Source organism: Streptomyces sp. RKND-216 (assembly GCF_004795255.1).
GTDB lineage: Bacteria > Actinomycetota > Actinomycetes > Streptomycetales > Streptomycetaceae > Streptomyces > Streptomyces hazeniae.
The window spans coordinates 5,096,098-5,117,049 of sequence record NZ_SSBQ01000002.1; the positions used below are offsets into that span (position 1 = coordinate 5,096,098).

The 20,952-nt window shown below is 74.4% G+C and carries 20 protein-coding genes, 1 pseudogene and 1 riboswitch; of the genes and pseudogenes, 12 read left to right on the top strand and 9 right to left on the bottom strand.

All coding sequences use genetic code 11. The features are described from left to right. Positions 1-2: 2 nt before the first annotated feature. The 6 genes from cobO to E4198_RS22385 form a co-directional block, all read right to left on the bottom strand. The gene (cobO, locus tag E4198_RS22360; RefSeq protein ID WP_136184731.1) at positions 3-602 is read right to left on the bottom strand and encodes a cob(I)yrinic acid a,c-diamide adenosyltransferase; all 600 of its coding nucleotides are present in this window, start codon (positions 600-602) and stop codon (positions 3-5) included. Continuing rightward, the gene (locus E4198_RS22365) at positions 602-2,728 is read right to left on the bottom strand and encodes a putative cobaltochelatase (RefSeq protein WP_136184732.1); all 2,127 of its coding nucleotides are present in this window, start codon (positions 2,726-2,728) and stop codon (positions 602-604) included. Before E4198_RS22365 ends, cobO begins: the two co-directional genes overlap by 1 nt. A 55-nt stretch (positions 2,729-2,783) precedes the next feature. Next, complete coding sequence (locus E4198_RS22370; protein WP_247597799.1) at positions 2,784-4,331, bottom strand: cobyric acid synthase; 1,548 nt, start codon at positions 4,329-4,331, stop codon at positions 2,784-2,786. Then, entirely contained in the window at positions 4,328-5,281 is a 954-nt protein-coding gene (locus tag E4198_RS22375; RefSeq protein ID WP_136184733.1) for a cobalamin biosynthesis protein, read from the bottom strand. Before E4198_RS22375 ends, E4198_RS22370 begins: the two co-directional genes overlap by 4 nt. A gap of 126 nt (positions 5,282-5,407) precedes the next feature. Further along, positions 5,408-5,534, bottom strand: a riboswitch (cobalamin riboswitch). A 185-nt stretch (positions 5,535-5,719) separates the two neighbouring features. Continuing rightward, on the bottom strand, positions 5,720-5,932 hold the full coding sequence (locus E4198_RS22380; protein ID WP_136184734.1) for a hypothetical protein: 213 nt from the start codon (positions 5,930-5,932) through the stop codon (positions 5,720-5,722). A gap of 33 nt (positions 5,933-5,965) precedes the next feature. After that, positions 5,966-7,237, bottom strand: coding sequence for an inorganic phosphate transporter (locus E4198_RS22385; protein ID WP_136184735.1), 1,272 nt, complete (start codon positions 7,235-7,237; stop codon positions 5,966-5,968). Positions 7,238-7,430: 193 nt separating this feature from the next. Between E4198_RS22385 and E4198_RS22390 the strand changes: the two genes are divergently transcribed. From E4198_RS22390 to amaP, 11 genes are all read left to right on the top strand, one after another. Next, positions 7,431-8,111, top strand: a complete 681-nt coding sequence (locus E4198_RS22390; protein ID WP_136184736.1) for a class II aldolase/adducin family protein — start codon at positions 7,431-7,433, stop codon at positions 8,109-8,111. A 119-nt stretch (positions 8,112-8,230) separates the two neighbouring features. After that, positions 8,231-9,385: an alpha/beta fold hydrolase gene (locus E4198_RS22395; RefSeq protein ID WP_136184737.1), complete on the top strand. Its 1,155-nt coding sequence runs from the start codon at positions 8,231-8,233 to the stop codon at positions 9,383-9,385. Between the two features lie 184 nt (positions 9,386-9,569). After that, positions 9,570-10,967, top strand: coding sequence for a hypothetical protein (locus tag E4198_RS22400; RefSeq protein WP_136184738.1), 1,398 nt, complete (start codon positions 9,570-9,572; stop codon positions 10,965-10,967). A gap of 228 nt (positions 10,968-11,195) precedes the next feature. Next, complete coding sequence (locus tag E4198_RS22405; protein ID WP_136184739.1) at positions 11,196-12,794, top strand: ABC-F family ATP-binding cassette domain-containing protein; 1,599 nt, start codon at positions 11,196-11,198, stop codon at positions 12,792-12,794. A 363-nt stretch (positions 12,795-13,157) separates the two neighbouring features. Continuing rightward, positions 13,158-13,379, top strand: a complete 222-nt coding sequence (locus tag E4198_RS22410; protein ID WP_023529120.1) for a helix-turn-helix domain-containing protein — start codon at positions 13,158-13,160, stop codon at positions 13,377-13,379. Between the two features lie 79 nt (positions 13,380-13,458). Next, entirely contained in the window at positions 13,459-14,244 is a 786-nt protein-coding gene (locus E4198_RS22415; protein WP_136184740.1) for an enoyl-CoA hydratase/isomerase family protein, read from the top strand. Positions 14,245-14,394: 150 nt separating this feature from the next. Continuing rightward, the gene (locus tag E4198_RS22420; protein ID WP_136184741.1) at positions 14,395-14,889 is read left to right on the top strand and encodes an Asp23/Gls24 family envelope stress response protein; all 495 of its coding nucleotides are present in this window, start codon (positions 14,395-14,397) and stop codon (positions 14,887-14,889) included. 33 nt (positions 14,890-14,922) lie between these two features. Next, entirely contained in the window at positions 14,923-15,117 is a 195-nt protein-coding gene (locus E4198_RS22425) for a hypothetical protein (protein WP_136184742.1), read from the top strand. Beyond that, entirely contained in the window at positions 15,114-15,500 is a 387-nt protein-coding gene (locus tag E4198_RS22430) for an Asp23/Gls24 family envelope stress response protein (RefSeq protein WP_136184743.1), read from the top strand. The genes E4198_RS22425 and E4198_RS22430 overlap by 4 nt, the downstream gene beginning before the upstream one ends. 104 nt (positions 15,501-15,604) lie before the next feature. Continuing rightward, positions 15,605-16,258, top strand: a complete 654-nt coding sequence (locus E4198_RS22435) for a DUF6286 domain-containing protein (RefSeq protein ID WP_247597973.1) — start codon at positions 15,605-15,607, stop codon at positions 16,256-16,258. A gap of 61 nt (positions 16,259-16,319) precedes the next feature. After that, positions 16,320-16,916 carry an alkaline shock response membrane anchor protein AmaP gene (amaP, locus tag E4198_RS22440; protein ID WP_136184744.1) on the top strand — a complete coding sequence of 199 codons (597 nt, stop codon included), beginning with the start codon at positions 16,320-16,322 and terminating at the stop codon, positions 16,914-16,916. A 110-nt stretch (positions 16,917-17,026) separates the two neighbouring features. Here the strand turns inward: amaP and E4198_RS22445 are convergent, their stop codons facing one another. From E4198_RS22445 to E4198_RS22455, 3 genes are all read right to left on the bottom strand, one after another. Continuing rightward, entirely contained in the window at positions 17,027-17,785 is a 759-nt protein-coding gene (locus E4198_RS22445; RefSeq protein ID WP_136184745.1) for an SDR family oxidoreductase, read from the bottom strand. Positions 17,786-17,931: 146 nt separating this feature from the next. Next, positions 17,932-18,750: an SURF1 family protein gene (locus E4198_RS22450; RefSeq protein ID WP_247597800.1), complete on the bottom strand. Its 819-nt coding sequence runs from the start codon at positions 18,748-18,750 to the stop codon at positions 17,932-17,934. A gap of 25 nt (positions 18,751-18,775) precedes the next feature. Further along, positions 18,776-19,873, bottom strand: coding sequence for a DEDDh family exonuclease (locus tag E4198_RS22455; RefSeq protein ID WP_136184746.1), 1,098 nt, complete (start codon positions 19,871-19,873; stop codon positions 18,776-18,778). 180 nt (positions 19,874-20,053) lie between these two features. Between E4198_RS22455 and E4198_RS22460 the strand changes: the two are divergent. Further along, positions 20,054-20,930, top strand: a pseudogene (locus tag E4198_RS22460) (sterol desaturase family protein). Positions 20,931-20,952: the final 22 nt, after the last annotated feature.

The following is a 20,952-nucleotide window of genomic DNA, read 5'->3' on the forward strand; positions in this document are numbered from 1 at the left end:
CCTCACCACTCGATGCCCTTCTGGCCCTTCTGCCCGGCGTCCATCGGGTGCCTCACCTTCGTCATCTCGGTGACCAGGTCCGCCGCGCCCAGCAGGTCCTGCGGCACGTTCCGGCCGGTGATCACCACGTGCTGGAAGCCGGGCCGGTCCCGCAGCACCTCGACCACTTCGGCGGCGTCCACCCAGCCCCAGTGCAGGGGGTAGGCGAACTCGTCCAGGACGTACAGCCGGTAGGTCTCCGCCGCCAGGTCGCGCCGTACCTGCTCCCAGCCCTCCCGGGCCGCGTCCTCGTTGCTCAGCGAGGTGTCCCGCCGGATCCACGACCAGCCCTCGCCCATCTTGTGCCAGTCGACCGTGCCGCCTTCGCCGGAGTCGCCCAGCACCCGCAGCGCCCGCTCCTCGCCGACCTTCCACTTGGCCGACTTCACGAACTGGAACACCCCGATCGGCCACCCCTGGTTCCAGCCGCGCAGCGCCATGCCGAACGCGGCCGTCGACTTCCCCTTGCCGGTCCCGGTGTGCACCGCCAGCAGCGGCCGGTTGCGCCGCTGGCGGGTGGTCAGTCCGTCGTCCGGAACGACGTCCGGCTGTCCCTTCGGCATCAGGCGGCCCTCCTAGGAGTCGGAACGGTTCCCGCCGTGTCGCGCAGCGCGTGCACCAGACCGGTGACGGCGTCGGCCCGCAGGTCGTCGAGCGTGACGGCCTCCGCGCTCAGGGCCGTGGCCAGTTCGGCGGCCAGACCGAGCCGGACGGGGCCCGTCTCGCAGTCCAGGACGACCGACGCGGTGCCCTCCGCCGCCAGCAGTCCGGCCGCGCGCCGCGCGCGTCGGACGGGCTCGGGTCCCCCAGTGGCACGGCCGTCGGTCACGGCGACCAGCAGCGGGCGGCGCGCCGGGTCGCGCAGCCGCTCCACCCGCAGTACCTCGCGGGCCGTGAGCAGCCCGGCGGCCAGCGGCGTACGCCCGCCCGTCGGCAGCGACTCCAGCCGCGCGGCGGCCGCGTCCACCGACGACGTCGGCGGCAGTGCGACCTCGGCGCCGGCGCGGCGGAAGGTGATCAGGCCGACCTTGTCCCGCCGCTGGTAGGCGTCCAGCAGCAGGGACAGCACGGCACCCTTGACCGCGCTCATCCGCTTCCGTGCGGCCATCGAACCGGAGGCGTCCACCAGGAAGAGCACGAGGTTCGACTCGCGGCCCTCGCGTACGGCTTCGCGCAGGTCCTCGCGGCGCAGCAGCAGCCCCGGACCGCTGCGGCCCCGCGTCCGCTGGTGCGGCGCGGCGGCCCGCACGGTGGCGGACAGGTGCAGAGCCGTCAGGGCGCCCCGCGGGGGGCGCGCGCCGGAGGTGCGGCCGTGCGCGGTCCGTGCCCGCGAGCGGCGCCCGGCCGCGCCCTCGCCGAGACCCGGCACCGTCAGGACCCGGGTGCGGAACGGCTCCGAGGCGCGTGCGGGCGGGCGTTCGCCGGGCTGGGCTCCGGACTGCGGCCGCGGCGCCTGCTGTTCGGGCGACGTCGGTTGTTCGGAAGCCTCCTGGTCGGGCGACGCGGCCTGGTGCGCGGGCGCGTCCCGCGTGTTCTTCGCGCGCTGCTCCGGTACGCCCGGCTCGTCCGTGCCGCCCCGGGGCGGCCGTCCGCCGTCGTCCGGGCTGTCGTCGCCGGAGCCGCCGTCGGGTCCGCCCGGGTCCGGATCGGGGTCGGGATCGCCGTCCGGCCCGTCGTCGTCCCCGTGCTCCCGCAGCGTCTCGTCCAGCTTGTCCTCGTCCAGGCCGGGCGCGTCGAACGGGTTGCGCCGGCGCCGGTGCGGCAGCGCCAGCAGTGCCGCCTGCCGTACATCCTCGGCCCGTACGTCGGTGCGGCCGTCCCACGCGGCCAGGGCGGCTGCGGTACGCGCCATCACGATGTCGGCGCGCATGCCGTCGACCTCGAACGCGGCGCAGGTCGCCGCGATCCGGCGCAGCGCAGCGTCGTCCAGCGTCACCGTGGGCAGCAGGGACCGGGCGGCGGCGATCCGGTCGCGCAGCGTCTCCTCCTCGTCGGCCCAGCGCGCGCCGAAGCCGTCCGGGTCCGCGTCGTAGGAGAGACGGCGCCGGACCACCTCGACCCGTTCCTCCGTCTCGCGGGACGCCGCCACCTCGACGGTGAGCCCGAAACGGTCCAGCAGCTGGGGACGCAGCTCGCCCTCCTCCGGGTTCATCGTCCCGACCAGCAGGAACCGCGACGCGTGCCGCACCGACACGCCCTCGCGTTCGACGTGCACCACGCCCATCGCGGCCGCGTCGAGGAGCGAGTCGACGAGGAAATCCTGGAGGAGGTTGACCTCGTCGACGTACAGCACGCCGCGGTGCGCCTTCGCCAGCAGCCCCGGTTCGAAGGCCCGTACGCCCTCCGCCAGGGCGCGTTCGATGTCGAGGGCGCCGATCAGCCGGTCCTCGGACGTGCCGACGGGCAGCTCCACCAGGGCGGCCGCGCGGTGTTCGGCGGCCGCGACGCCGTGCGGCCCGTCGGGGCAGCGCGGGTCGGGTGCCTGCGGGTCGCAGCCGAACCGGCAGCCGGAGACGACGTCCTGCTGCGGCAGCAGCGCCGCCACGGCCCGGACGGCGGTGGACTTCGCGGTGCCCTTCTCGCCGCGGACCAGCACGCCGCCGATGGCCGGGTTCACGGCGTTGAGGAGCAGCCCGAGTCGCAGGTCCGGCATCCCCACGATCGCGGTGAACGGATAAGGGGTGGTCACGCTGTGATCCTCCTGCGGGTGGTGTGAGCGGTCGTGGTCGGCGGCCGGCTGCGGCTCACGGCGCGCCCGGCGGGACGAACGGCAGCCCGCCCGGCGGGCCCTCCTCGATCAGCCGCAGCAGCGCGCCGGTGTCGGCGTGTTCCTCGATCAGGTCCCCCAGCCGGTCGAGTTGCTCCTCGCGCAGCCGCTCGAAGGCGGTGTCGGGAGCCGGGACGAAGGCCCGGCCGGCGTCGGAGGCGACGCGACGCAGGAAGGCCCGGCGGAAGGCGTCGGACTCCAGCGCGCCGTGCCAGTGCGTGCCCCACACCGGGCCGACCCTGCATCCGTCCAGGGGGCGGCCGTCGGCGCCGTCGGTGACGAACGGTTCGCCGCCGCGCACGTCGGCGACGCCGTGGTGGATCTCGTACCCCTCGACCGGTTCGCCCAGTGCGGTTCCGGCCGGGCGGGCGAGCGTCTTTCCGGGGGCGAAACGCACCCGCACCGGCAGCAGTTCCAGGCCCTGCACGACGCCCGCACGCGACTCGACGTGGTCTTCGATGCGCTCGCCGAGCACCTGGTAGCCGCCGCAGATGCCGAGCACCGGCCGGTCTTCGGCCGCACGCCGGGCGAGTGCGTCGGCCAACCCTCGTGCGCGCAGCCACTCCAGCGCCTTCACGGTGCCGCGGGTGCCGGGCACCACCACCAGGTCGGCGTCGGCCAGTTCCTCCGGCCGGTCGCAGAAGCGGACCACCACGCCGGGCTCGGCGGCGAGGGCGTCCACGTCGGTGAAGTTCGACATCAGGGGGACCGGCAGCACGGCGACCCGCAGCACGTCCGCGCCGTGCGGCGGCGCCGTCGACGCCTCCCGCACGGTGCCGCGCAGCGAGAGGCGCAGCCCGTCCTCCTCGTCGATGCCCAGGCCGTGCCGGTGCGGGAGCACGCCCAGCGACGGGCGGCCGGTGAGCCGGTGCAGCATCTCCAGCCCCGGCTGCAGCAGCGCCACGTCGCCGCGGAACTTGTTGACCAGGTAGCCGCACACCAGCGCCTGGTCCTCGGGGGACAGCAGCGCGGTCGTGCCGAAGAACGAGGCGAAGACCCCGCCGCGGTCGATGTCGCCGACGACCACCACGGGGAGGTGCGCCGCCCGCGCCAGGCCCATGTTGACGATGTCGTTGCGCCGCAGGTTGATCTCGGCGGGGCTGCCCGCGCCTTCGCAGATCACGGCGTCGTGGGTGGCGCGCAGCTCCTCCAAGCACCCGGCGACCGTCTCCAGCAGCTTCCGCTGCCTGTCCTCGTGGTAGCTGCGGGCGCTCAGTTCGCCCTCCGGTTTGCCCATCAGGACGACCTGACTGGTGCGGTCGCCGCCCGGCTTGAGCAGCACCGGGTTCATCGCCGCGCTGGGCTCCACCCGGGCGGCGGCCGCCTGCATGGCCTGCGCCCGGCCGATCTCCGCGCCCTCCCGGGTGACGAAGGAGTTCAGCGACATGTTCTGTGCCTTGAACGGCGCGACCTTCAATCCCTTGCGGGCCAGCCAGCGGCAGACCCCGGCCGTGACCACGCTCTTCCCGGCGTCCGAGGTCGTCCCCGCGACCAGCAGACCGCCGCCCCGCCGCAATGCCTTCACCGCCGCCTTCCCTTCCGCGTGGCCACGACCCTCACGGCCGTCGTCGTCACCAGCGCCAGCACACCGACGCGGCGGGAGAGCCGCACCGCGCGCTCGACGTCCTCCGTACGGACCTGCCGGCCACCGGCGTTGAGCACCGGACGGTGCTCGACCCGCCCGGCGTACGCCAGCGTCCCGCCCAGCCGTACGCCCAGCGCCCCGGCGAACGCGGCTTCCACCGGGCCCGCGTTGGGGCTGGGGTGACGGGCGGCGTCCGCACGCCAGGCCCGCAGCGCGCCGTTCGGGTCGGACCCGGCGAGTGCGGCCAGCGTGGCCGTCAGCCGGGCGCCCGGCCAGCCCGCCAGGTCGTCCAGCCGCGCCGACGCCCAGCCGAAACGCAGCAGCCGGGGGGAGCGGTGGCCCAGCATCGCGTCCAGGGTGTTCACTGCGCGGAACGCCACCAGGCCCGGCACGCCGGCGACCGCTCCCCACACCAGCGCGCCCACCACGGCGTCGGAGGTGTTCTCCGCCACCGACTCGACGACCGCTCGCGCGACGCCGTCGGCGTCCAGCGCCTCCGGGTCCCGCCCGCACAGGTGCGGCAGCCGCCGCCGCGCCTCCGGAACGTCGCCCGCGGCGAGTGCGGCGCCGGTCGCCCGCGCCTCGCGGATCAGGGAGGTCCCGCCGAGCACCGTCCAGCCTGCGACCGCGGCCAGCACCACCGAGGGCAGCGGCGAACGCGCCCTCCCGGCGGCCGTGCTCAGGCCCGCCGCGGCGGCCGCCACGCCGCCGGCGCACACCGCGGCGCACAACGCCCCGGCGCCGCGGTGGTCACGCCACAGGGCGCGTTCGGCCCGGATCACCGCGCGGCCGAAGGCCGCCACGGGGTGTCCGCGCCGGGGGTCGCCCAGCGCGAGGTCGGCGAGGAAGCCGAGCGTCACCCCGTACGCGTACGCACGCGGGCGCGGCATCAGTCGACGGGCTGTGGAGCCTCGCAGGAACACGGCGAGGGGTGGGGTGGGGGAGCGGTGCAGCAGCCACGCATGGCGGAGTCCTCACTCAGGGTCCTCGCCCTGGCTCGACGTGTCCGGCGGCGAGAGTCTCCTGGCTCCCGGATCGGCGCCTCCCCGGCCTTCCAGCCCACCGACGGGCCGTGGCGTGTGGTGAGGGGCGCTCCCCGGTGACAGTGGCGGGACCGCGCCGGATTCGCACCGGCTTCCTCTTCTGCCGCCGTTCGGCTGTCGGAAGTCCATCACGGCCCCCCACGACCGTCAACTCGCCCCCGGCCTGCGGCGAAGCAGTGTGACCACCCCCGGGCCGCGCCGTGGCGTCCCGCCCGGCGCGCCTCGGGTACGCGCGAGGGGTGGGTACGGCCCGCAGGCCGTACCCACCCCTCGGTGTGCGGGGGTTCAGGCGCCGATCAGGTAGATGCCGTACACCACGGCGGCCGCGCAGACCGCGTAGCAGAGGTACGCGCCGGTGCGGGCCGGCACGGAGGCGCTGCTGCCGTCCTTGCGCGGCGCGGAGCCCATGATGCCCAGGGTGAACACGCCGACCAGCGCGACGGAAGCCAGCAGGCTGACGCCGAACACGTTGATCAGGGCGGACCAGTGGATGTCCATGGTGAGTGCTTCGCTTCCTTCGGGTGGGGCGCGTCAGGCGCCGGAGACGGAGGCCTTGGTGCGGGCGTGCTCGGACTCCTCGTCCGGCGCGCCGTGCTGCTCGGGGACCGCGCCGGCCGGTGGCGGGGCGACGGCGCTCATCGCGGCGGCCACCACGCCCCCGTCCTCCGCGTCGGAGTGGGATTCCGGGGCGGAGTCCTCCGGCATGTCGTTGACGTTGGTGTGGTCGACCGGCTGCCGGCGCGAGGCCAGCCAGATGGCGCCGTTGACCAGCACGCCGAGGACGGCGACCAGGGTCACGCCGACGTTGCCGCGCTCGGCCAGCAGTGCCGCGCCGCCCGCGACCAGACCCGCCGCCGGGACGGTGATGCCCCAGGCGGCCAGCATCCGGCCCGCCGTGCCCCAGCGGACGATGCCGCCCTTGCGCCCCATCCCCGCGCCCATCACGGCGCCGGAGCAGGTGTGCGTGGTGGACAGCGAGAAGCCCAGGTGGGAGGAGGCCAGGATGGTGACCGCGGCGCTCGTCTGCGCCGAGAAGCCCTGCGGCGGGTGGATGTCGGTGAGGCCCTTGCCGAGAGTGCGGATGATCCGCCAGCCGCCGAGGTAGGTGCCCAGAGCGATGGCGACACCGGCCGAGACGACCACCCACATCGGCGGGCCCGCGTCCGGGGCCAGTGCACCGCCCGCGATCAGGGCGAGGGTGATGACGCCCATCGTCTTCTGCGCGTCGTTGGTGCCGTGCGCCAGGGAGACCAGGGCGGCGGAGGTGATCTGGCCGGCCCGGTAGCCCTTTCCGGCCTGCTCCTCGCTCACGTTGCGGGTGAGTCGGTAGGTCAGGCGTGTGGCGCCCCAGGCGGCGAGGCCGGCAACCAGCGGGGCGGCCAGGGCGGGGATCAGCACCTTGGTGACGACGACGTCGCCGTTGACCGCGCCGATACCCATCGAGGCGACGGCGGCGCCGAGCAGACCACCCATCAGGGCGTGCGAGGAGCTGGACGGGAGGCCGGCCAGCCAGGTCAGCATGTTCCAGGTGATCGCACCGACCAACGCTGCGAGGATCACCTCAGGCTGGATACCGGCGCCTTCGTCAATCAGTCCCTTGGAGATCGTCTTGGCCACCTCGACGGAGATGAACGCTCCGGCGAGGTTGAGAACGGCCGACATCGCCACCGCAGCCTTGGGCTTCATCGCCCCGGTGGAGATGGTGGTGGCCATGGCGTTGGCCGTGTCGTGGAAGCCGTTCGTAAAGTCGAACACCAAGGCCGTGACGATCACGATCCCGATCAGAAGCGTGATGTGTTCCATTCACCCAGGCAATCAGTTCGAAGGTCAGTGACCCGGTGAACGTAAGGATGGCGGGTGAACGGAAGGTGAACTGGGGCGGGCATCGGAGTGTCGCACCCGGAGGGTGTTGGTGTGGGACCCGTCACAGGCCGAACGGGAGGGACCACCGCATGGTCGAGTCCCCCGGTGGTACAGGAAGAGACCAGAGGTGCCGATGCACAGCGAGACGAGCGGGGAGATCCCGGTGACCTGGCGGGACGCGTGGGAGGAGGTGGTGGGGGCGGCGCGCCGCACGGTCGCCGACGGGCTGGTCGTCGGCACCTCCGGGAACGTCTCCACCCGGGTGGGGGACGTCGTCCTCGTCACCCCCACCGGGGTGCCGTACGACCGTCTGGGACCCGACGACCTGTGTGCGGTGGATCTGAAGGGTGAACGCGTCGCGGGCACCCTCCGTCCTACGAGTGAACTGCCCATGCATCTGGCGGTCTACCGCACCACCGACGCCACCGCTGTGGTGCACACCCACGCCGTGCACGCCACCGCCGTCTCCACGCTGGTCGACGAACTCCCCACGATCCACTACATGACCGCCGCGCTCGGCGGTCCCGTGCGCGTCGCCCCCTACGCGACCTACGGCAGCGACGCCCTCGCAGGCCACCTGCTGGAGGCCCTCGAGGACCGCAGCGGCGCACTGCTCCGCAACCACGGCACGCTCACCCACGGCGCCACCATGGACCAGGCCTACGACCGGACCGCGCAACTGGAGTGGATGTGCCGGGTCTGGCTGGCCGCGGCCTCCGTGCCCGGCCGCACGCCCACCCTGCTGCCCCGGGAGGAGATCGACCGGGTCGCCGACCGGCTGCGCGGCTACGGCCAGCGGCCCCCGGCCGGATGACCCGCGCCGTGGCCGACCGCACGCCCCCTCTCCCGGTGCCGTCCCGTCGCCCCTCCACCGGCGGCCTTCGGCTGCCGTCCGGTGGCCGGAAGGAGGCGGTACGGCGGACACTCGAGGTGATGCGCGCACCCACGGCGGCGGCCCTGGCCGCCGGCACGGTCCTGGGTACCTGCGCGGCCGCGGTGGCGGCCGGCCGGTACGCGGCCGGGCGCGCCTTGCGTCCCGCCCGCGCCGACGGGGCCGCCGTCCCGCCGGGTTTCGGGGAACCCCTCACGGTCCACGCCCGCCTCGCCGCCCGCCCCGAACGGGTCGCGCTCACCCGCTCGCTCACCGCGGAACTCCCCGGCACCTACGGCCTCACCGGCCGGGGCGTGCGCGCCGTGGTCGGGCACACCATGCGGGAGGCCACGCACGCCGCGCCCGCGGACACCGTCGTACGCCGCCTCCTGGACGTCACTCGCGGCACGCTGACCACCGGGGCCACCGTCCGGCTCACGCCCGTCGTCCACAGCGGCGACCCGGGCGGCTCGCTGGACCTGCCCTGCATCGACACGGAGATCGCCTCCGAACTCGGCCCCCTGCCCGCATGGGCGGTGCCCGGCGAACGCGGCGTGTGGGTCGTCGCCGCACACGGGCTCGGCACCACCCGGGAACAGGCGATGAACGTCCTCCCCGCGCTCGCGCGGCTCCGCCTGCCCGTTCTCGTCCCGGCCCACCGCGGGGACCCCGGCGCGCCGCGGAACCCCGACGGCGTCGGCCACCTGGGCGCGAGCGAGTGGCGCGACCTGGATGCCGCCGTCCGTCACGCCCTCGACCAGGGCGCCTCCCGCGTCATCCTGTACGGCTGGTCCACGGGCGCGACCATGGCACTGCACGTCGCCGCGGAGTCCGCCGTGCGCGACCGCGTCTGCGGACTGGTGCTGGACTCGCCGGTCCTCGACCCGGCCGCCACCCTGCGTGCCCTCGCCGCCGCGCGCGGCGTCCCACGCCCCCTGCTGCCGATGGCGGTGCGGGCCGCCGAGGGCCGCGCCGGGGTGCGGCCGGAGCCGCCGGCCGTCGCGGCGTCGCCCGAGCGGCTCGAGGTGCCGGTGCTGATCGCGCACGGACCGGGCGACGAGGTCGCTCCCTGGGGCCCCTCCCGGGCGCTCGCCGACAGCCGGCCCGACCTGATCACCCTGCACGTCGTCGGGCGAGCGCAGCACGCCGCGATGTGGAACGCCGACCGTGACGGCTACGAGGAGGCCCTCACGCGCTTCCTCATGCCTCTCCTCTGAGGCCCTTCGTGGTGGCTGTCGACGCCAAGCCCGTCCACGGGTGACGGAGCGCGGCCCCGCGGGCGTCCGCAGCGCGCCGGAGCCCGGCGCCGGGGGCGGTCGGGGGCAGGCGGGAGTCGCCCGGTGAAGCCGCGAGGGCCTGCGCCGTTTGGGTTTTTCCGCTCTCACCGTGAAGACTGCTCCCGTGACGTCCCGTACACCGCGAGACACCCGCCTGCGCCTCGTCCCCCGACGGCCCATCGCCGCCGCACGCCGCACCGTGAGCGAGACGCGCGGCCGCGCCTGGCCGGCCCGCGGCTCCTCCGCCCCGCGGCCGCCCGCCGGCACCCCCTCCCCGGGGGTGCTCGCCCGGCACGCCCGGGACTGCCTGCGCGGCGCCGTGAACATGGCCCGCTGGGCGGCGGACGAACCGCCCACGGCCGGTGTCCCCACCACCGAGGCCTTCGCACGCGCGGCCGCCGCCCTCCAGGTCGATCCCGCACGGGCCCGCGCCGACTGGGACCGGGCCCGGCTCGCCGGGCTGGTCGAGCTGCACGGCGACACCGCCCGCCCCGGCTGGCGCCTGACCGCCTGGGACCGCGACGACAGCGCGGTGCTGCGCGGCTGGGTCGCCCTGTTCGACGCCTGGTCGCTCGCCCGCCCCGCCCCGGCCGACTCGGCCGACCCGGTGCTTACCGGCGAAGTCGTGGTGTCGATGCCGCAGGTGCTGTCCCTGCTGCACCTGTCAGCCGGACCGGTCACGCTGCCCGCGCTCCTCGACCACCTCACCCGGTGCATCACCGAGCTGCGCGCCGAGCGACCGGACCACGACGCCGGGGCCGAACCCGTCGACGGCACCCTGCCCACGCTGCTGGACTGGGCCCTGGACGCCCTCGCCTCCGTCGGGGCGCTCACCCGGTGCCGTGACGAGGAGAACACCGATTCGGCCGTGCTCACCCCGCTGGGCAACTGGGCGGTGTGGACCAAGCTAGAGCAGATCTGCGTGGCCGCGCAGAGCCCGGCCGGCAACATCGAGCAGTCCGCCGCCGACATGCTGCGCGGCTGTGCCCGGCTCACCCCGGGCCCCGCGCGCTCCGAGTACCGCGCCTGGCTGGCCGCCCGCCCGGTCGGAACGGCCGTTTCCGGACTGCTGGAGGCCGCCCGTGGCGAGGACGCCCTGATCCGGGCGCTCGCCTTCGAGGCGCTCCGCGTCGTCGGCGCGCCCGCCGAGCCCGACGTACGCGCGGCCGCCGAGGAGCCCGGCCTGCGTCCGTACGCGCTGCTGTGGCTCGCCGAGCAGGAGGGCGCGGACCCGGAGGAGCTGGCCGGCGGTGCGCCGGGCGTGCTCACCCGCGAGGAGGCGACCTGGCTGTGGGTGGACACCGCCGCCGCGGTCACCGACCACGGCGAGGCGCGGCTGCTCGTCGACCACCTGGACACCGCCGTGCAGGGGACGGTGCCGGAACTGATCGACGAGGTACGGGCCGTGGGCCATCCCCGCACCGTCCAGGTGCTGGTGGCGCTTGCCGCCGCGCATCCGGACGCCGCGCTGGCCAAGGCCGTACGCCGCGCCGCGTTCCAGGTCCACACCGGAGGCGGGTGACGCGCGTAGCGCAGGAGTGCCGGCCGTACGGCGAGCCGTGCGCGGCGCCCCGGAAACCGGGTTGCGCCGCGCCGGTACACTGATCGGCATGGCTTACCTCCTTGTGCATTAGCGGCCGCGCGCCCGGGCCCAGGGCCCGTCTCCGCGGGACCACGCCGGTCGCCGCCGGGACCGGCCGGCCCCCTCGACCCGCACGCACGTCCGTCTTCCCTGCCTTGGAGCACTTCCGTGATCACCGCCTCCGGACTCGAGCTGCGCGCCGGCGCCCGGGTCCTCATCGACTCCGCCTCCTTCCGCATCGCCAAGGGCGACCGCATCGGCCTGGTCGGCCGCAACGGAGCGGGCAAGACCACCCTCACCAAGTGCCTGGCCGGGGAAGGCGTTCCCACGGCCGGAACGATCTCCCGTTCGGGCGAGGTCGGCTACCTTCCGCAGGACCCGCGCACCGGCGACCTGGAGGTGCTGGCCCGCGACCGGATCCTCTCCGCCCGCGGCCTGGACACCGTGATCCGGCGTATGCGCGAGAACGAGGACCGGATGGCGAACGGCAAGGGCGCCACCCGCGAACGGGCCATGAAGAAGTACGAGCGGCTCGAGACCGAGTTCCTCACCAAGGGCGGGTACGCCGCCGAGGCGGAGGCCGCCACCATCGCCGCCAGCCTCGGGCTGCCCGACCGCGTGCTCGGCCAGCCGCTGCACACCCTCTCCGGCGGCCAGCGCCGCCGCGTCGAGCTGGCCCGCATCCTCTTCTCGGACGCCGACACGCTCCTCCTCGACGAGCCCACGAACCATCTGGACGCCGACTCCGTGGTCTGGCTGCGGGACTTCCTCAAGACCTACCGCGGCGGCCTGGTGGTCATCTCCCACGACATCAACCTCGTGGAGACCGTCGTCAACAAGGTCTTCTACCTGGACGCCAACCGGTCCCAGATCGACCTGTACAACATGGGCTGGAAGCAGTACCTCGCCCAGCGGGAGGCCGACGAGAAGCGCCGCAAGCGGGAGCGGGCCAACGCCGAGAAGAAGGCCTCCGCGCTCAACTCGCAGGCCGACAAGATGCGCGCCAAGGCCACCAAGGCCGTCGCCGCGCAGAACATGGCGCGCCGGGCGGAGAAGCTCATGGCGGGCCTGGAAGCCGAACGGCGGGCCGACAAGGTCGCCAAGCTGCGCTTCCCCGACCCGGCGCCCTGCGGGAAGACGCCGCTGATGGCGGAGGGCCTGTCCAAGTCCTACGGCTCGCTGGAGATCTTCACCGACGTCGACCTGGCCATCGACCGCGGGTCCCGCGTGGTCATCCTCGGCCTCAACGGCGCCGGCAAGACCACGCTGCTGCGGCTGCTGGCCGGTGTGGAGGTTCCCGACACCGGACGCGTCACGCCCGGTCACGGCCTCAAGCTCGGCTACTACGCCCAGGAGCACGAGACGCTCGACCCGGACCGCACGGTTCTGGAGAACATGCGGTCCTCCGCGCCCGACATGGACCTGGTCGACATCCGGAAGACCCTCGGGTCGTTCCTGTTCTCCGGTGACGACGTGGACAAGCCGGCGGGCGTGCTCTCCGGCGGGGAGAAGACCCGGCTGGCGCTCGCCACCCTCGTCGTCTCCTCGGCCAACGTGCTGCTGCTCGACGAGCCCACCAACAACCTCGACCCCGCCAGCCGCGAGGAGATTCTCGGCGCGCTGAAGACGTTCAGCGGGGCCGTCGTGCTGGTCACCCACGACGAGGGTGCCGTGGACGCCCTCGCCCCGGAGCGGATCATCCTGCTCCCGGACGGCGTGGAGGACCTGTGGGGCGACGACTACGCGGATCTCGTCGCGCTCGCCTGACCGCCACCTGCCCCGTTCCGGCCCGGCCCGTGGATCACCTGCTGGATCATTCGGCCTACGCGTGATCCTTCATCTGGGTGAGAGCGGCTGGTACTCCGGCGCGGCGCCCCCTGCCCGCCCCGGAGCCTGCGGCCCGCGCCGGGGCGGGCAGGGGAATCACGCCATCGCGCCGCTGACCTGCACCTCCTTCACTCCGCCGGGTGTGCGCCGCATCCGGGCACGTGCCCGTGGCCAGAGCTTTCGGCGCGTGCGCCGATCCGCCGCAGACTCGGGATTGCACGGGCTTTGCCGAATGGGTGGCCAGAAGTGTGTGGAGGGGTGATCATGGGAGTCACAGAGCGCACTTCCCCTGAGGAGGCACGGGTGGCCGAGACTCTGAAGAAGGGCAGCCGGGTGACCGGCGCTGCACGCGAGAAGCTCGCGGCAGACCTCAAGAAGAAGTACGACTCCGGTGCGAGCATCAGGGCGCTGGCCGAGGAGACCGGCCGTTCCTACGGGTTCGTCCACCGGATGCTCAGCGAGTCCGGCGTTGCCCTGCGCGGGCGCGGCGGTGCGACCCGCGGAAAGAAGGCAGCCTCGTCCTGACCTGGGTACCGGGTCGTCGCCGCCGGTGGTTACTCTTCGGTATGTCTGACCGCCGAGAGTGGCCACCGGAGGAGTACCGATGACCGAGACCCTGCTGGACAAGGACGGTGTGCGGCTCACCGTGGAGGGCGACACCGCCACGGTCACGCTCGCCGTGCCCGCCAAGCGGAACGCGCAGTCGCCCGCCATGTGGCGGATGCTGACCGAGGCTGGCCGGGTCCTTCCCGGCACCGTGCGCGTGGTCGTGCTGCGCGCCGAAGGGCCTTCCTTCTCCGCCGGCCTGGACCGTCAGGCCTTCACGCCCGAGGGCTTCGACGGCGAGCCGTCCTTCCTGGACCTCGCCCGGGGCACGGACGACGAGGTCGACGCGGTCATCGGCGCGTACCAGGAGGCGTTCACCTGGTGGCGTCGCAGCGACGTGCTCACCATCGCCGCCGTCCAGGGGCACGCCGTCGGCGCCGGCTTCCAGCTCGCCCTCGCCTGCGACCTGCGCGTCTGCGCCGACGACGTGCAGTTCGCCATGCGCGAGACAAGCCTCGGTCTGGTCCCGGACCTGGCCGGTACCAAGCCCCTGGTCGGCCTGGTCGGCTACGCCCGCGCCCTGGAGATCTGCGCCACCGGGAGGTTCGTGCACGCAGCTGAGGCGGAGCGTACGGGCCTGGCGAACCTCGTCGTACCCGCCGCCGAGCTGGACGGAGCGGTCGCCGACCTCGCCGCGGCTCTTCTCGCGGCGCCGCGCGACGCCGTCGTGGAGACCAAGGCGCTGCTCGCCGGCGCCGCAGCCCGCAGCCACGAGGAGCAGCAGACCGCCGAACGTGCGGCCCAGACGCGCCGCCTTCGGGACCTGGCCGGTCTCGCGGACTGACCGCCCGGCCCGTTCGCGCGGCCGGGTGCACGCGGCCGGTTGACTCCCCGTCACCCTTTCGGCGCGCGGTGCGGGCCCCCGCCCCGCCCGGCGCCTAACGTGGGCGGCGGAGCGGCAGACCGCGCCGCCGTCTCGAATGGGGTGAAGACGATGACCGACATGGAATCCCGCAAGGGTACCGAGACACGAGCGGCGTCCCCGAGCGCCGGTACGCAGAAGACCTTCGGCCCGGGGGCGTCCTCCGGCGACCGCGGCCGCACCACGATCGCCGACGGGGTGGTGGAGAAGATCGCCGGTCTGGCCGCCCGCGACGTCGTGGGCGTGCACGCCATGGGCAGCGGCTTCGCCCGGACGTTCGGCGCCGTTCGCGACCGGGTGCCCGGCGGCACCCGGTCGGCGTCCGTCAGTCGTGGAGTCAAGGCCGAGGTGGGCGAGGTGCAGACGGCCCTCGACCTGGAGATCGTGGTGGAGTACGGTTTCGCGATCCTGGAGGTCGCGGACTCGGTGCGGTCCAACGTCATCAACGCCGTCGAGCGGATGACCGGCCTGGAGGTCGTGGAGGTCAACATCGCCGTCAGCGACGTCAAGCTGCCCGACGAGGAGGACGGCGACGAAGAGGAGCCGGGCCGCTCCCGTGTCCAGTGACGATTCCGGCGCCGGTGAACGGAGGAACACACGATGAGCATGGCCGTGGTCGGCCTGATTGCGGGGATGGCCCTGGGTTTCGCCGGGTACTTCGGTGGCTTCGGCGCCTTCCTGCTGGTGGCGGCGCTGGGCGCGATCGGCTGGGTGGCCGGCCGGTTCCTCGACGGCGACCTGGACGCGGGGGAGTTCTTCCGGAGCCGTGACGGCGGACGGCGCGGGCCGCGGTGACCCGCCCCGAGCCGCCGGCAGAACGGATCATTCCGCCCACCGAACGCGGGGCCACCCGCATCGCCGACCGGGCGGTGGCCAAGGTCGCCGCGCAGGCCGCCAGGGAGGCGCTCCGCGCCGGCCCGGACGCGGCGACACTCCCCGTGAGCGGCGGCACCGTGCCCCGGTCCGGCGTTGACGTGCGTGGCGACATCGCCCGGGTGCGGCTCTCCGTCGAGCTGGGATATCCCTCCGACATCGGCGCGCAGTGCGGAGCGGTGCGTCGTCAGGTCACGGTGCGGGTAGGGGAACTGACCGGAATGCAGGTGTCGGACGTGACCGTACGGGTGGACCGGCTGCACTCGGCACACCTGCGCGGCGACGGCCTCGGGAGGGTCCGGTGAGCGACGACCAGTCGGGAGGCGGCGAGCGCAGCGTCCCCGACGCCCCCGACGACTCCGGCGCGGACGGCCCCGCGGGCGGGGTGGGCGACTCCCGGCCTCTCACGCTGCGGAAGGACGGCTCCGGTACCGCACCGGCTTCCGGCGGGGGACCGGGCGCGGGCGATCTGGAACAGGATTCCTCCTCCGCCGCCTACATCCCCGGTGCCGACGACGGCGGCGGCCGGGCGGGCCGCCTGTGGGCCACCCGCCGCCTCCCCGCGGCGCTCGTCGCCGTGGTGCTGCTCGCGGCGGCGGCGCTGCTGCTGTACGACGTGGTGGCCGTGCGCCTGGACCGGCCCGGCATGGCATGGCGCCGGGAGCTCGCCGACGAGCTGGCCTCCCGCCCGATCGACGACGTGTGGGTGCGCGTCGGCGCGGTGGCGGCCGTCGTGCTCGGGCTGTGGCTGCTGGCCGGGGCGCTCACCCCGGGGCTGCGGGGCCTGCTGCCGATGCGACGCGAATACGCCGACGTCCGCGCCGCACTGGAGCGGAGCGCCGCCGCGCTGGTGCTGCGGGACCGTGCCATGGAGGTGTCCGGCGTCCAGGCCGCCCGGGTGAAGGTGGGCCGGCGCCGGGTGCGGGCCCGCGCACAGGCTCACTTCCGCGAACTCGACGAGGTACGCGCCGAACTGGACTCCGCTCTGGGAGAGGGCATCCGGGAGCTGGGGGTGGCGAGGCGGCACCGGCTGTCGGTGCGCGTCCGGCGCCCGAAACGATGAGGGGCCCCGCCGACGGCACGGCCGTCCGGCGAGGGGCCGAGGCGAGGAGAGAGGGAGGGCGATGCTCCGCACGGTCAACCGAGTCCTGCTGACCCTGGCCGGCCTGCTGCTGCTCGTGCTGGGCCTGGCGGTCCTGGCCGGCGGCCTTGACCTGCAACGGCGCTGGGGTTACGACCTGGGTTCCGCGTGGCCGTGGAAGGGCCCCGGCGACGTCCTGCTGACCGACGCCGACCGCACTCGCTTCCGCGACGACGGCTGGTGGTGGCCGGTGGTGATCGCAGGTCTCGCCGTCCTGGTGCTGCTCCTGCTGTGGTGGTTCCTGGCCCAGCTGCGGCGGCGCAGGCTGGGGGAGGTGCTGGTGGAGAGCGGTGACGGCGAGGGGGCGCTGCTCCGTGGCCGCGCCCTGGCCGACGTGCTGGCGGCCGAGGCCGAGTCGCTGGCGGGCGTTGACCGCGTGCGGGTGAGGCTGCTGGGGCGCCGCACCCGGCCGAGCGCCCGGGTCGACGTGCGCCTGGAGCCGCACGGCAGGCCCGCGGCCACCGTCGAACGGCTGCGGGCCGAGGCACTGGAGCACGCCCGCATCTCCGCGGGCCTGGACGCCCTGCCGGCGGAGGTCAGGCTGCGCGGCCGGCGTCACCGCGCCGAACGCGTCACCTGACCCGCCCCGCGCGCCCGGTCACCGGTACGGCCGAGTCCCCTCGCGCGGCCGTCGCCCGCGCGTCTCCCGCCGCCGGGCAGGCCGGGGAGAGACGCGCGCGGACGGCGCGGTCACAGGCCGCGGCGCGCACCCCCGTCCACCGGCACCACCACGCCGTTCACGTAGGAGGCGGCGGGGGAGAGCAGGAACGCCGCCGCACGGCCGAACTCCTCCGGCGTGCCGTACCGGCGCAGCGGCACCTTCTCCTCGCTGCGCCGCCGGGAAGCCTCCGCGTCGCCGCTGAGCGCGTCGAGTTCCCGCACCCGGTCGGTGTCGACACGGCCTGGAGCGAGACTCACCACCCGCACGCCCCGCGGACCCACCTCGTCGGCCAGCGTCTTCGCGAAGCCTGCCAGGCCCGGACGCAGTCCGTTGGAGACGGTGAGGCCGGGGATGGGCTCGTGGACGGAGCCGGACAGGACGAAACCGACGACTCCGCCCTCGCCGAGTGCGGCGGCCGCGGTGCGGGCAAGCCGGACCGCGCCGAGGAACACCGAGTCGAACGCGGCCTGCCATTGCTCGTCGGTGATCGTCTCGGCCGGGCCGGCGGGTGGGCCGCCGACGCTGACGAGCATGCCGTCGAAGCGCCCGAACCGGGCCCGGGCGGTCTCGATCAGCCGACCCGGGGTCGCCGGGTCGGCGTTGTCCGCCGCCACCGGGGCGGCGGACTCGGCGCCGAGCCGGGCCGCCGCCTCGGCGGCGGCCTCCTCGGTCCGGCCGGTCACCACGACCTTCGCCCCCTCGGCGACGAGCTGCTGCGCCGAGGCGAAGCCCAGGCCACGGGTGGCGCCGGTGACGACGTATACGCGGTCCTTCAAGCCAAGATCCATGCCCGCAGTCTGCCCTATGCCGTGCCAGGTGCCAGGTGCCAGGTGCCAGGTGCCAGGTGCCAGGTGCCAAGGGCCGGCGTCCGTCCCGTGCCCGGGCTTCCTCTGGTGCGCCCGCCGGACGACCGCGCCAGAGGGAGCTCGGGGCGTCAGCCGGCGGCAGCGCCCGCCGGAGCCGGTGCCCGCGCGACGTCGTCGCCCTCCGTGCGGCCCCGGGCGCGGTCGCGCAGCTCGCGCCGCACGAGGACGAACCACCCCACCGGGACGCCCGCGGCGAACATCCACCACTGCACCGCGTAGGCCATGTGCGGCCCGATGCTGTCGTGCTCCGGGTCGGGCAGCCGTTCCGGGTGCTCCCGCGGTTCCGGCGACGACGCCGTGAGCTGGACGTAGCCGCCGAGTACGGATCGGTCCAGCGCCTCGGCCCGCTGGTCGCTGTCGATCAGCATGACCTGGCGGTCCGGCAGGCCCGGCTTGTCCTTGATGCCGCTGGCCTCCGTGGTCTCGCTCGCCATGATCCGGCCGGTGACCGAGACCTCGCCGCGCGGTGCCGTCGGCACGTCGGGGAACTTCGTCAGGTCGCCGCCCGCAGGGATCCAGCCCCGGTTGACCAGCAGCACCGAGCCGTCGTCGCGCACCAGCGGCGTGAGGACGAAGTAGCCGATGGACTGGCCGTCGGAGGCGGTGCGCTGCCGGACGACCACCTCGTGGTCGGTGTCGTAGCGCCCGGTCGCTTCTACGCTGCGAAACCAGTCGTCGCGGTCCGGTTCCCCGCCCACCGTGGTGAGCTTCGTGACCGGCACGGCGGGCGCGGCCAGGCTCCGCGCGATCAGCTCGTTGTGCGCCACTCTCGCCTCGTGCCGGTGCAGCTGCCAGAAGCCCAGCTCGATCATCGCCGGAACGAGCGCCAGGGCGAGCAGCGTGAGGATCACCCACTGCCGGGACAGCAGGAAGCGGAGGCGGTACACAACCCCCGACGGTACCGGGCGCGGGTCAGCCCGCCGGGGACGGGGGTACCTCCCACCCCGCGGGCCCGGGGGGCGGGTCCTGGGCGGGTGCGACGTCGCGGAGCAGGTGGGTGAACGCGGCCTCGTCGATCACCGGGGTGCCGAAGGTGCGGGCCCGGGCGACCTTTGAGGTGACGGAGTGCGGGTCGTTGCTGACCACCAGACTGGTCCGGCGGGAGACGCTGGTCGCGATGTGCAGGCCCGCCTCGATCGCACGGTCCTCCAGCAGCTCGCGGTCGACGGAGGTGTCGCCGGAGAGCGCCACCCGCATGCCCTGCCGCAGCGGGCCGCCCGGCTCCCACCGCCCCGGGTTGGGATAGGGGCACGGCGGGCGCTTCCGCGACGGACGCCAGCCGAAGCCGTGCGGACGGGAGCGGGGCGCGGAGCCGTAGCGGTCCGCGGCGGGCTCCGGGGGCAGCTCCGTGAGCGGTACGCAGGCCAGCAGCGGCAGGCGCACGCCGTGCCGGGCGGCGCGGTGGAGGCTCGGGCGGAACGCCTCGGCCAGCACCCGGGCGTCGTCCAGCGCGTGGTGGGCCCGCTGCTGCACCACGCCGTAGTGCGCCGCGAGCGACTCCAGTTTGTGGTTGGGCAGCGGCAGCGCCAGCTCCTTGGCGAGCGCGATGGTGCACAGCCGGTGCCGGACGGGCAGGTCGTGCGCGGTACGGGCGTACTCGCGGGCGATCATGGACCAGTCGAAGACGGCGTTGTGCGCCACCAGGACGCGGCCCTCCAGCCGTTCCGCGAGGTCCGCCGCGACCTCCTCGAACAGCGGTGCGTCGGCGAGGACTTCGGCGGTCAGCCCGTGGATCCAGGTGGGGCCGGGGTCGCGCTGCGGGTTGACCTGCGTGTACCAGTGGTCCTCCACGTCACCGCGCGAGTCCAGCCGGTAGACGGCGGCGGAGACGATCCGGTCGTCGCGGCGCAGGCCGGTGGTCTCGACGTCCACCACCGCGTACCCCTCGGGGTAGTTCGAGGGCCAGCAGGCGTCGCCGGAGGCGGCGGCGCGGTGGGCGGGAGCGGACTGAGCGGGGATGTACAGGGCCCCCGCCTCCTCGTCCGGACGTGCCGTCTGGTCTTCGAGCATGGTCACAGAGGATACGGGCCGCGACTGACACTTCCACGACCGCGCCTGCCCACACAGGAGCTTGACCGGCCGTCAGCCCCGCCCCGGCCGGCACGGTCCGCCGGGCGCCCGCCCCGGAGACCGTCTACCGGTCGGTAACGACCCCTGGCGCGCCGCGCGGCGGGGCTCTACCTTGCTGACATGCCGTCTCATCTGCCCGATGTCGTGCTGTGGTCCATCCCCGCCTTCCTCCTGCTCACGGTGATCGAGGTGGTCAGCTACCGGCTCCATCCCGACGACGACGCGGCCGGCTACGAGGGCAGGGACGCGGCCACCAGCCTGTCCATGGGCCTGGGCAGCCTGTTCTTCGACGCGCTGTGGAAGGTGCCGGTGGTGGCGATCTACGCCGCTGTCCACGAACTCACCCCGCTGCGGGTGCCGTTGCTGTGGTGGATGCTCCCCCTGCTGCTGCTCGCGCAGGATTTCTTCTACTACTGGTCACACCGCGGCCACCACGTGATCCGCCTGCTGTGGGCATGCCACGTGGTGCACCACTCCAGCCGCCGGTTCAACCTCACCACGGCTCTGCGGCAGCCCTGGACCCAGCCTCACCTCCTGGCCGTTCTACCTGCCCCTGATCGCTCTCGGCGTCCATCCGGCGGTGCTGGCCTTCCTGGCCTCGGTCAACCTGGTGTACCAGTTCTGGATCCACACCGAGCGGATCGGCCGCCTGCCGCGCCCGGTCGAGGCGGTCTTCAACACGCCCTCGCACCACCGGGTGCACCACGCCTCGCAGGGCGGCTACCTGGACCGCAACTTCGGCGGCATCCTGATCGTCTGGGACCGGCTCTTCGGCTCCTTCGCGCCGGAGCGGGAGCCGTGCGCCTACGGGCTCACGAAGAACATCGAGACCTACAACCCGCTGCGGGTCGCGACGCACGAGTACGCGGCGATCGGCCGCGACCTGCGGGCGGCACGCAGCTGGCCGGAGCGCTTCGGCCGGGTGCTGCGCGGCCCGGGATGGCAGCCGAAGGGGGTCGAGCCGGAGCCCGGCCCCCTCGCGGCGCCGCACGGTTGAACGGCGGTCAGGCGCCGTTCAA

Bases quoted from the DNA above. Each gene is read 5' to 3' on its own strand.
- E4198_RS22455 (WP_136184746.1), bottom strand. From the start codon at position 19,873: ATGCTCGAAGACCAGACGGCACGTCCGGACGAGGAGGCGGGGGCCCTG.
- E4198_RS22375 (WP_136184733.1), bottom strand. From the start codon at position 5,281: ATGCCGCGCCCGCGTGCGTACGCGTACGGGGTGACGCTCGGCTTCCTC.
- E4198_RS22420 (WP_136184741.1), top strand. From the start codon at position 14,395: ATGACCGACATGGAATCCCGCAAGGGTACCGAGACACGAGCGGCGTCC.
- E4198_RS22385 (WP_136184735.1), bottom strand. From the start codon at position 7,237: ATGGAACACATCACGCTTCTGATCGGGATCGTGATCGTCACGGCCTTG.
- E4198_RS22415 (WP_136184740.1), top strand. From the start codon at position 13,459: ATGACCGAGACCCTGCTGGACAAGGACGGTGTGCGGCTCACCGTGGAG.
- cobO (WP_136184731.1), bottom strand. From the start codon at position 602: ATGCCGAAGGGACAGCCGGACGTCGTTCCGGACGACGGACTGACCACC.
- E4198_RS22445 (WP_136184745.1), bottom strand. From the start codon at position 17,785: ATGGATCTTGGCTTGAAGGACCGCGTATACGTCGTCACCGGCGCCACC.
- E4198_RS22390 (WP_136184736.1), top strand. From the start codon at position 7,431: ATGCACAGCGAGACGAGCGGGGAGATCCCGGTGACCTGGCGGGACGCG.
- E4198_RS22380 (WP_136184734.1), bottom strand. From the start codon at position 5,932: ATGGACATCCACTGGTCCGCCCTGATCAACGTGTTCGGCGTCAGCCTG.
- E4198_RS22395 (WP_136184737.1), top strand. From the start codon at position 8,231: ATGCGCGCACCCACGGCGGCGGCCCTGGCCGCCGGCACGGTCCTGGGT.
- E4198_RS22425 (WP_136184742.1), top strand. From the start codon at position 14,923: ATGAGCATGGCCGTGGTCGGCCTGATTGCGGGGATGGCCCTGGGTTTC.
- amaP (WP_136184744.1), top strand. From the start codon at position 16,320: ATGCTCCGCACGGTCAACCGAGTCCTGCTGACCCTGGCCGGCCTGCTG.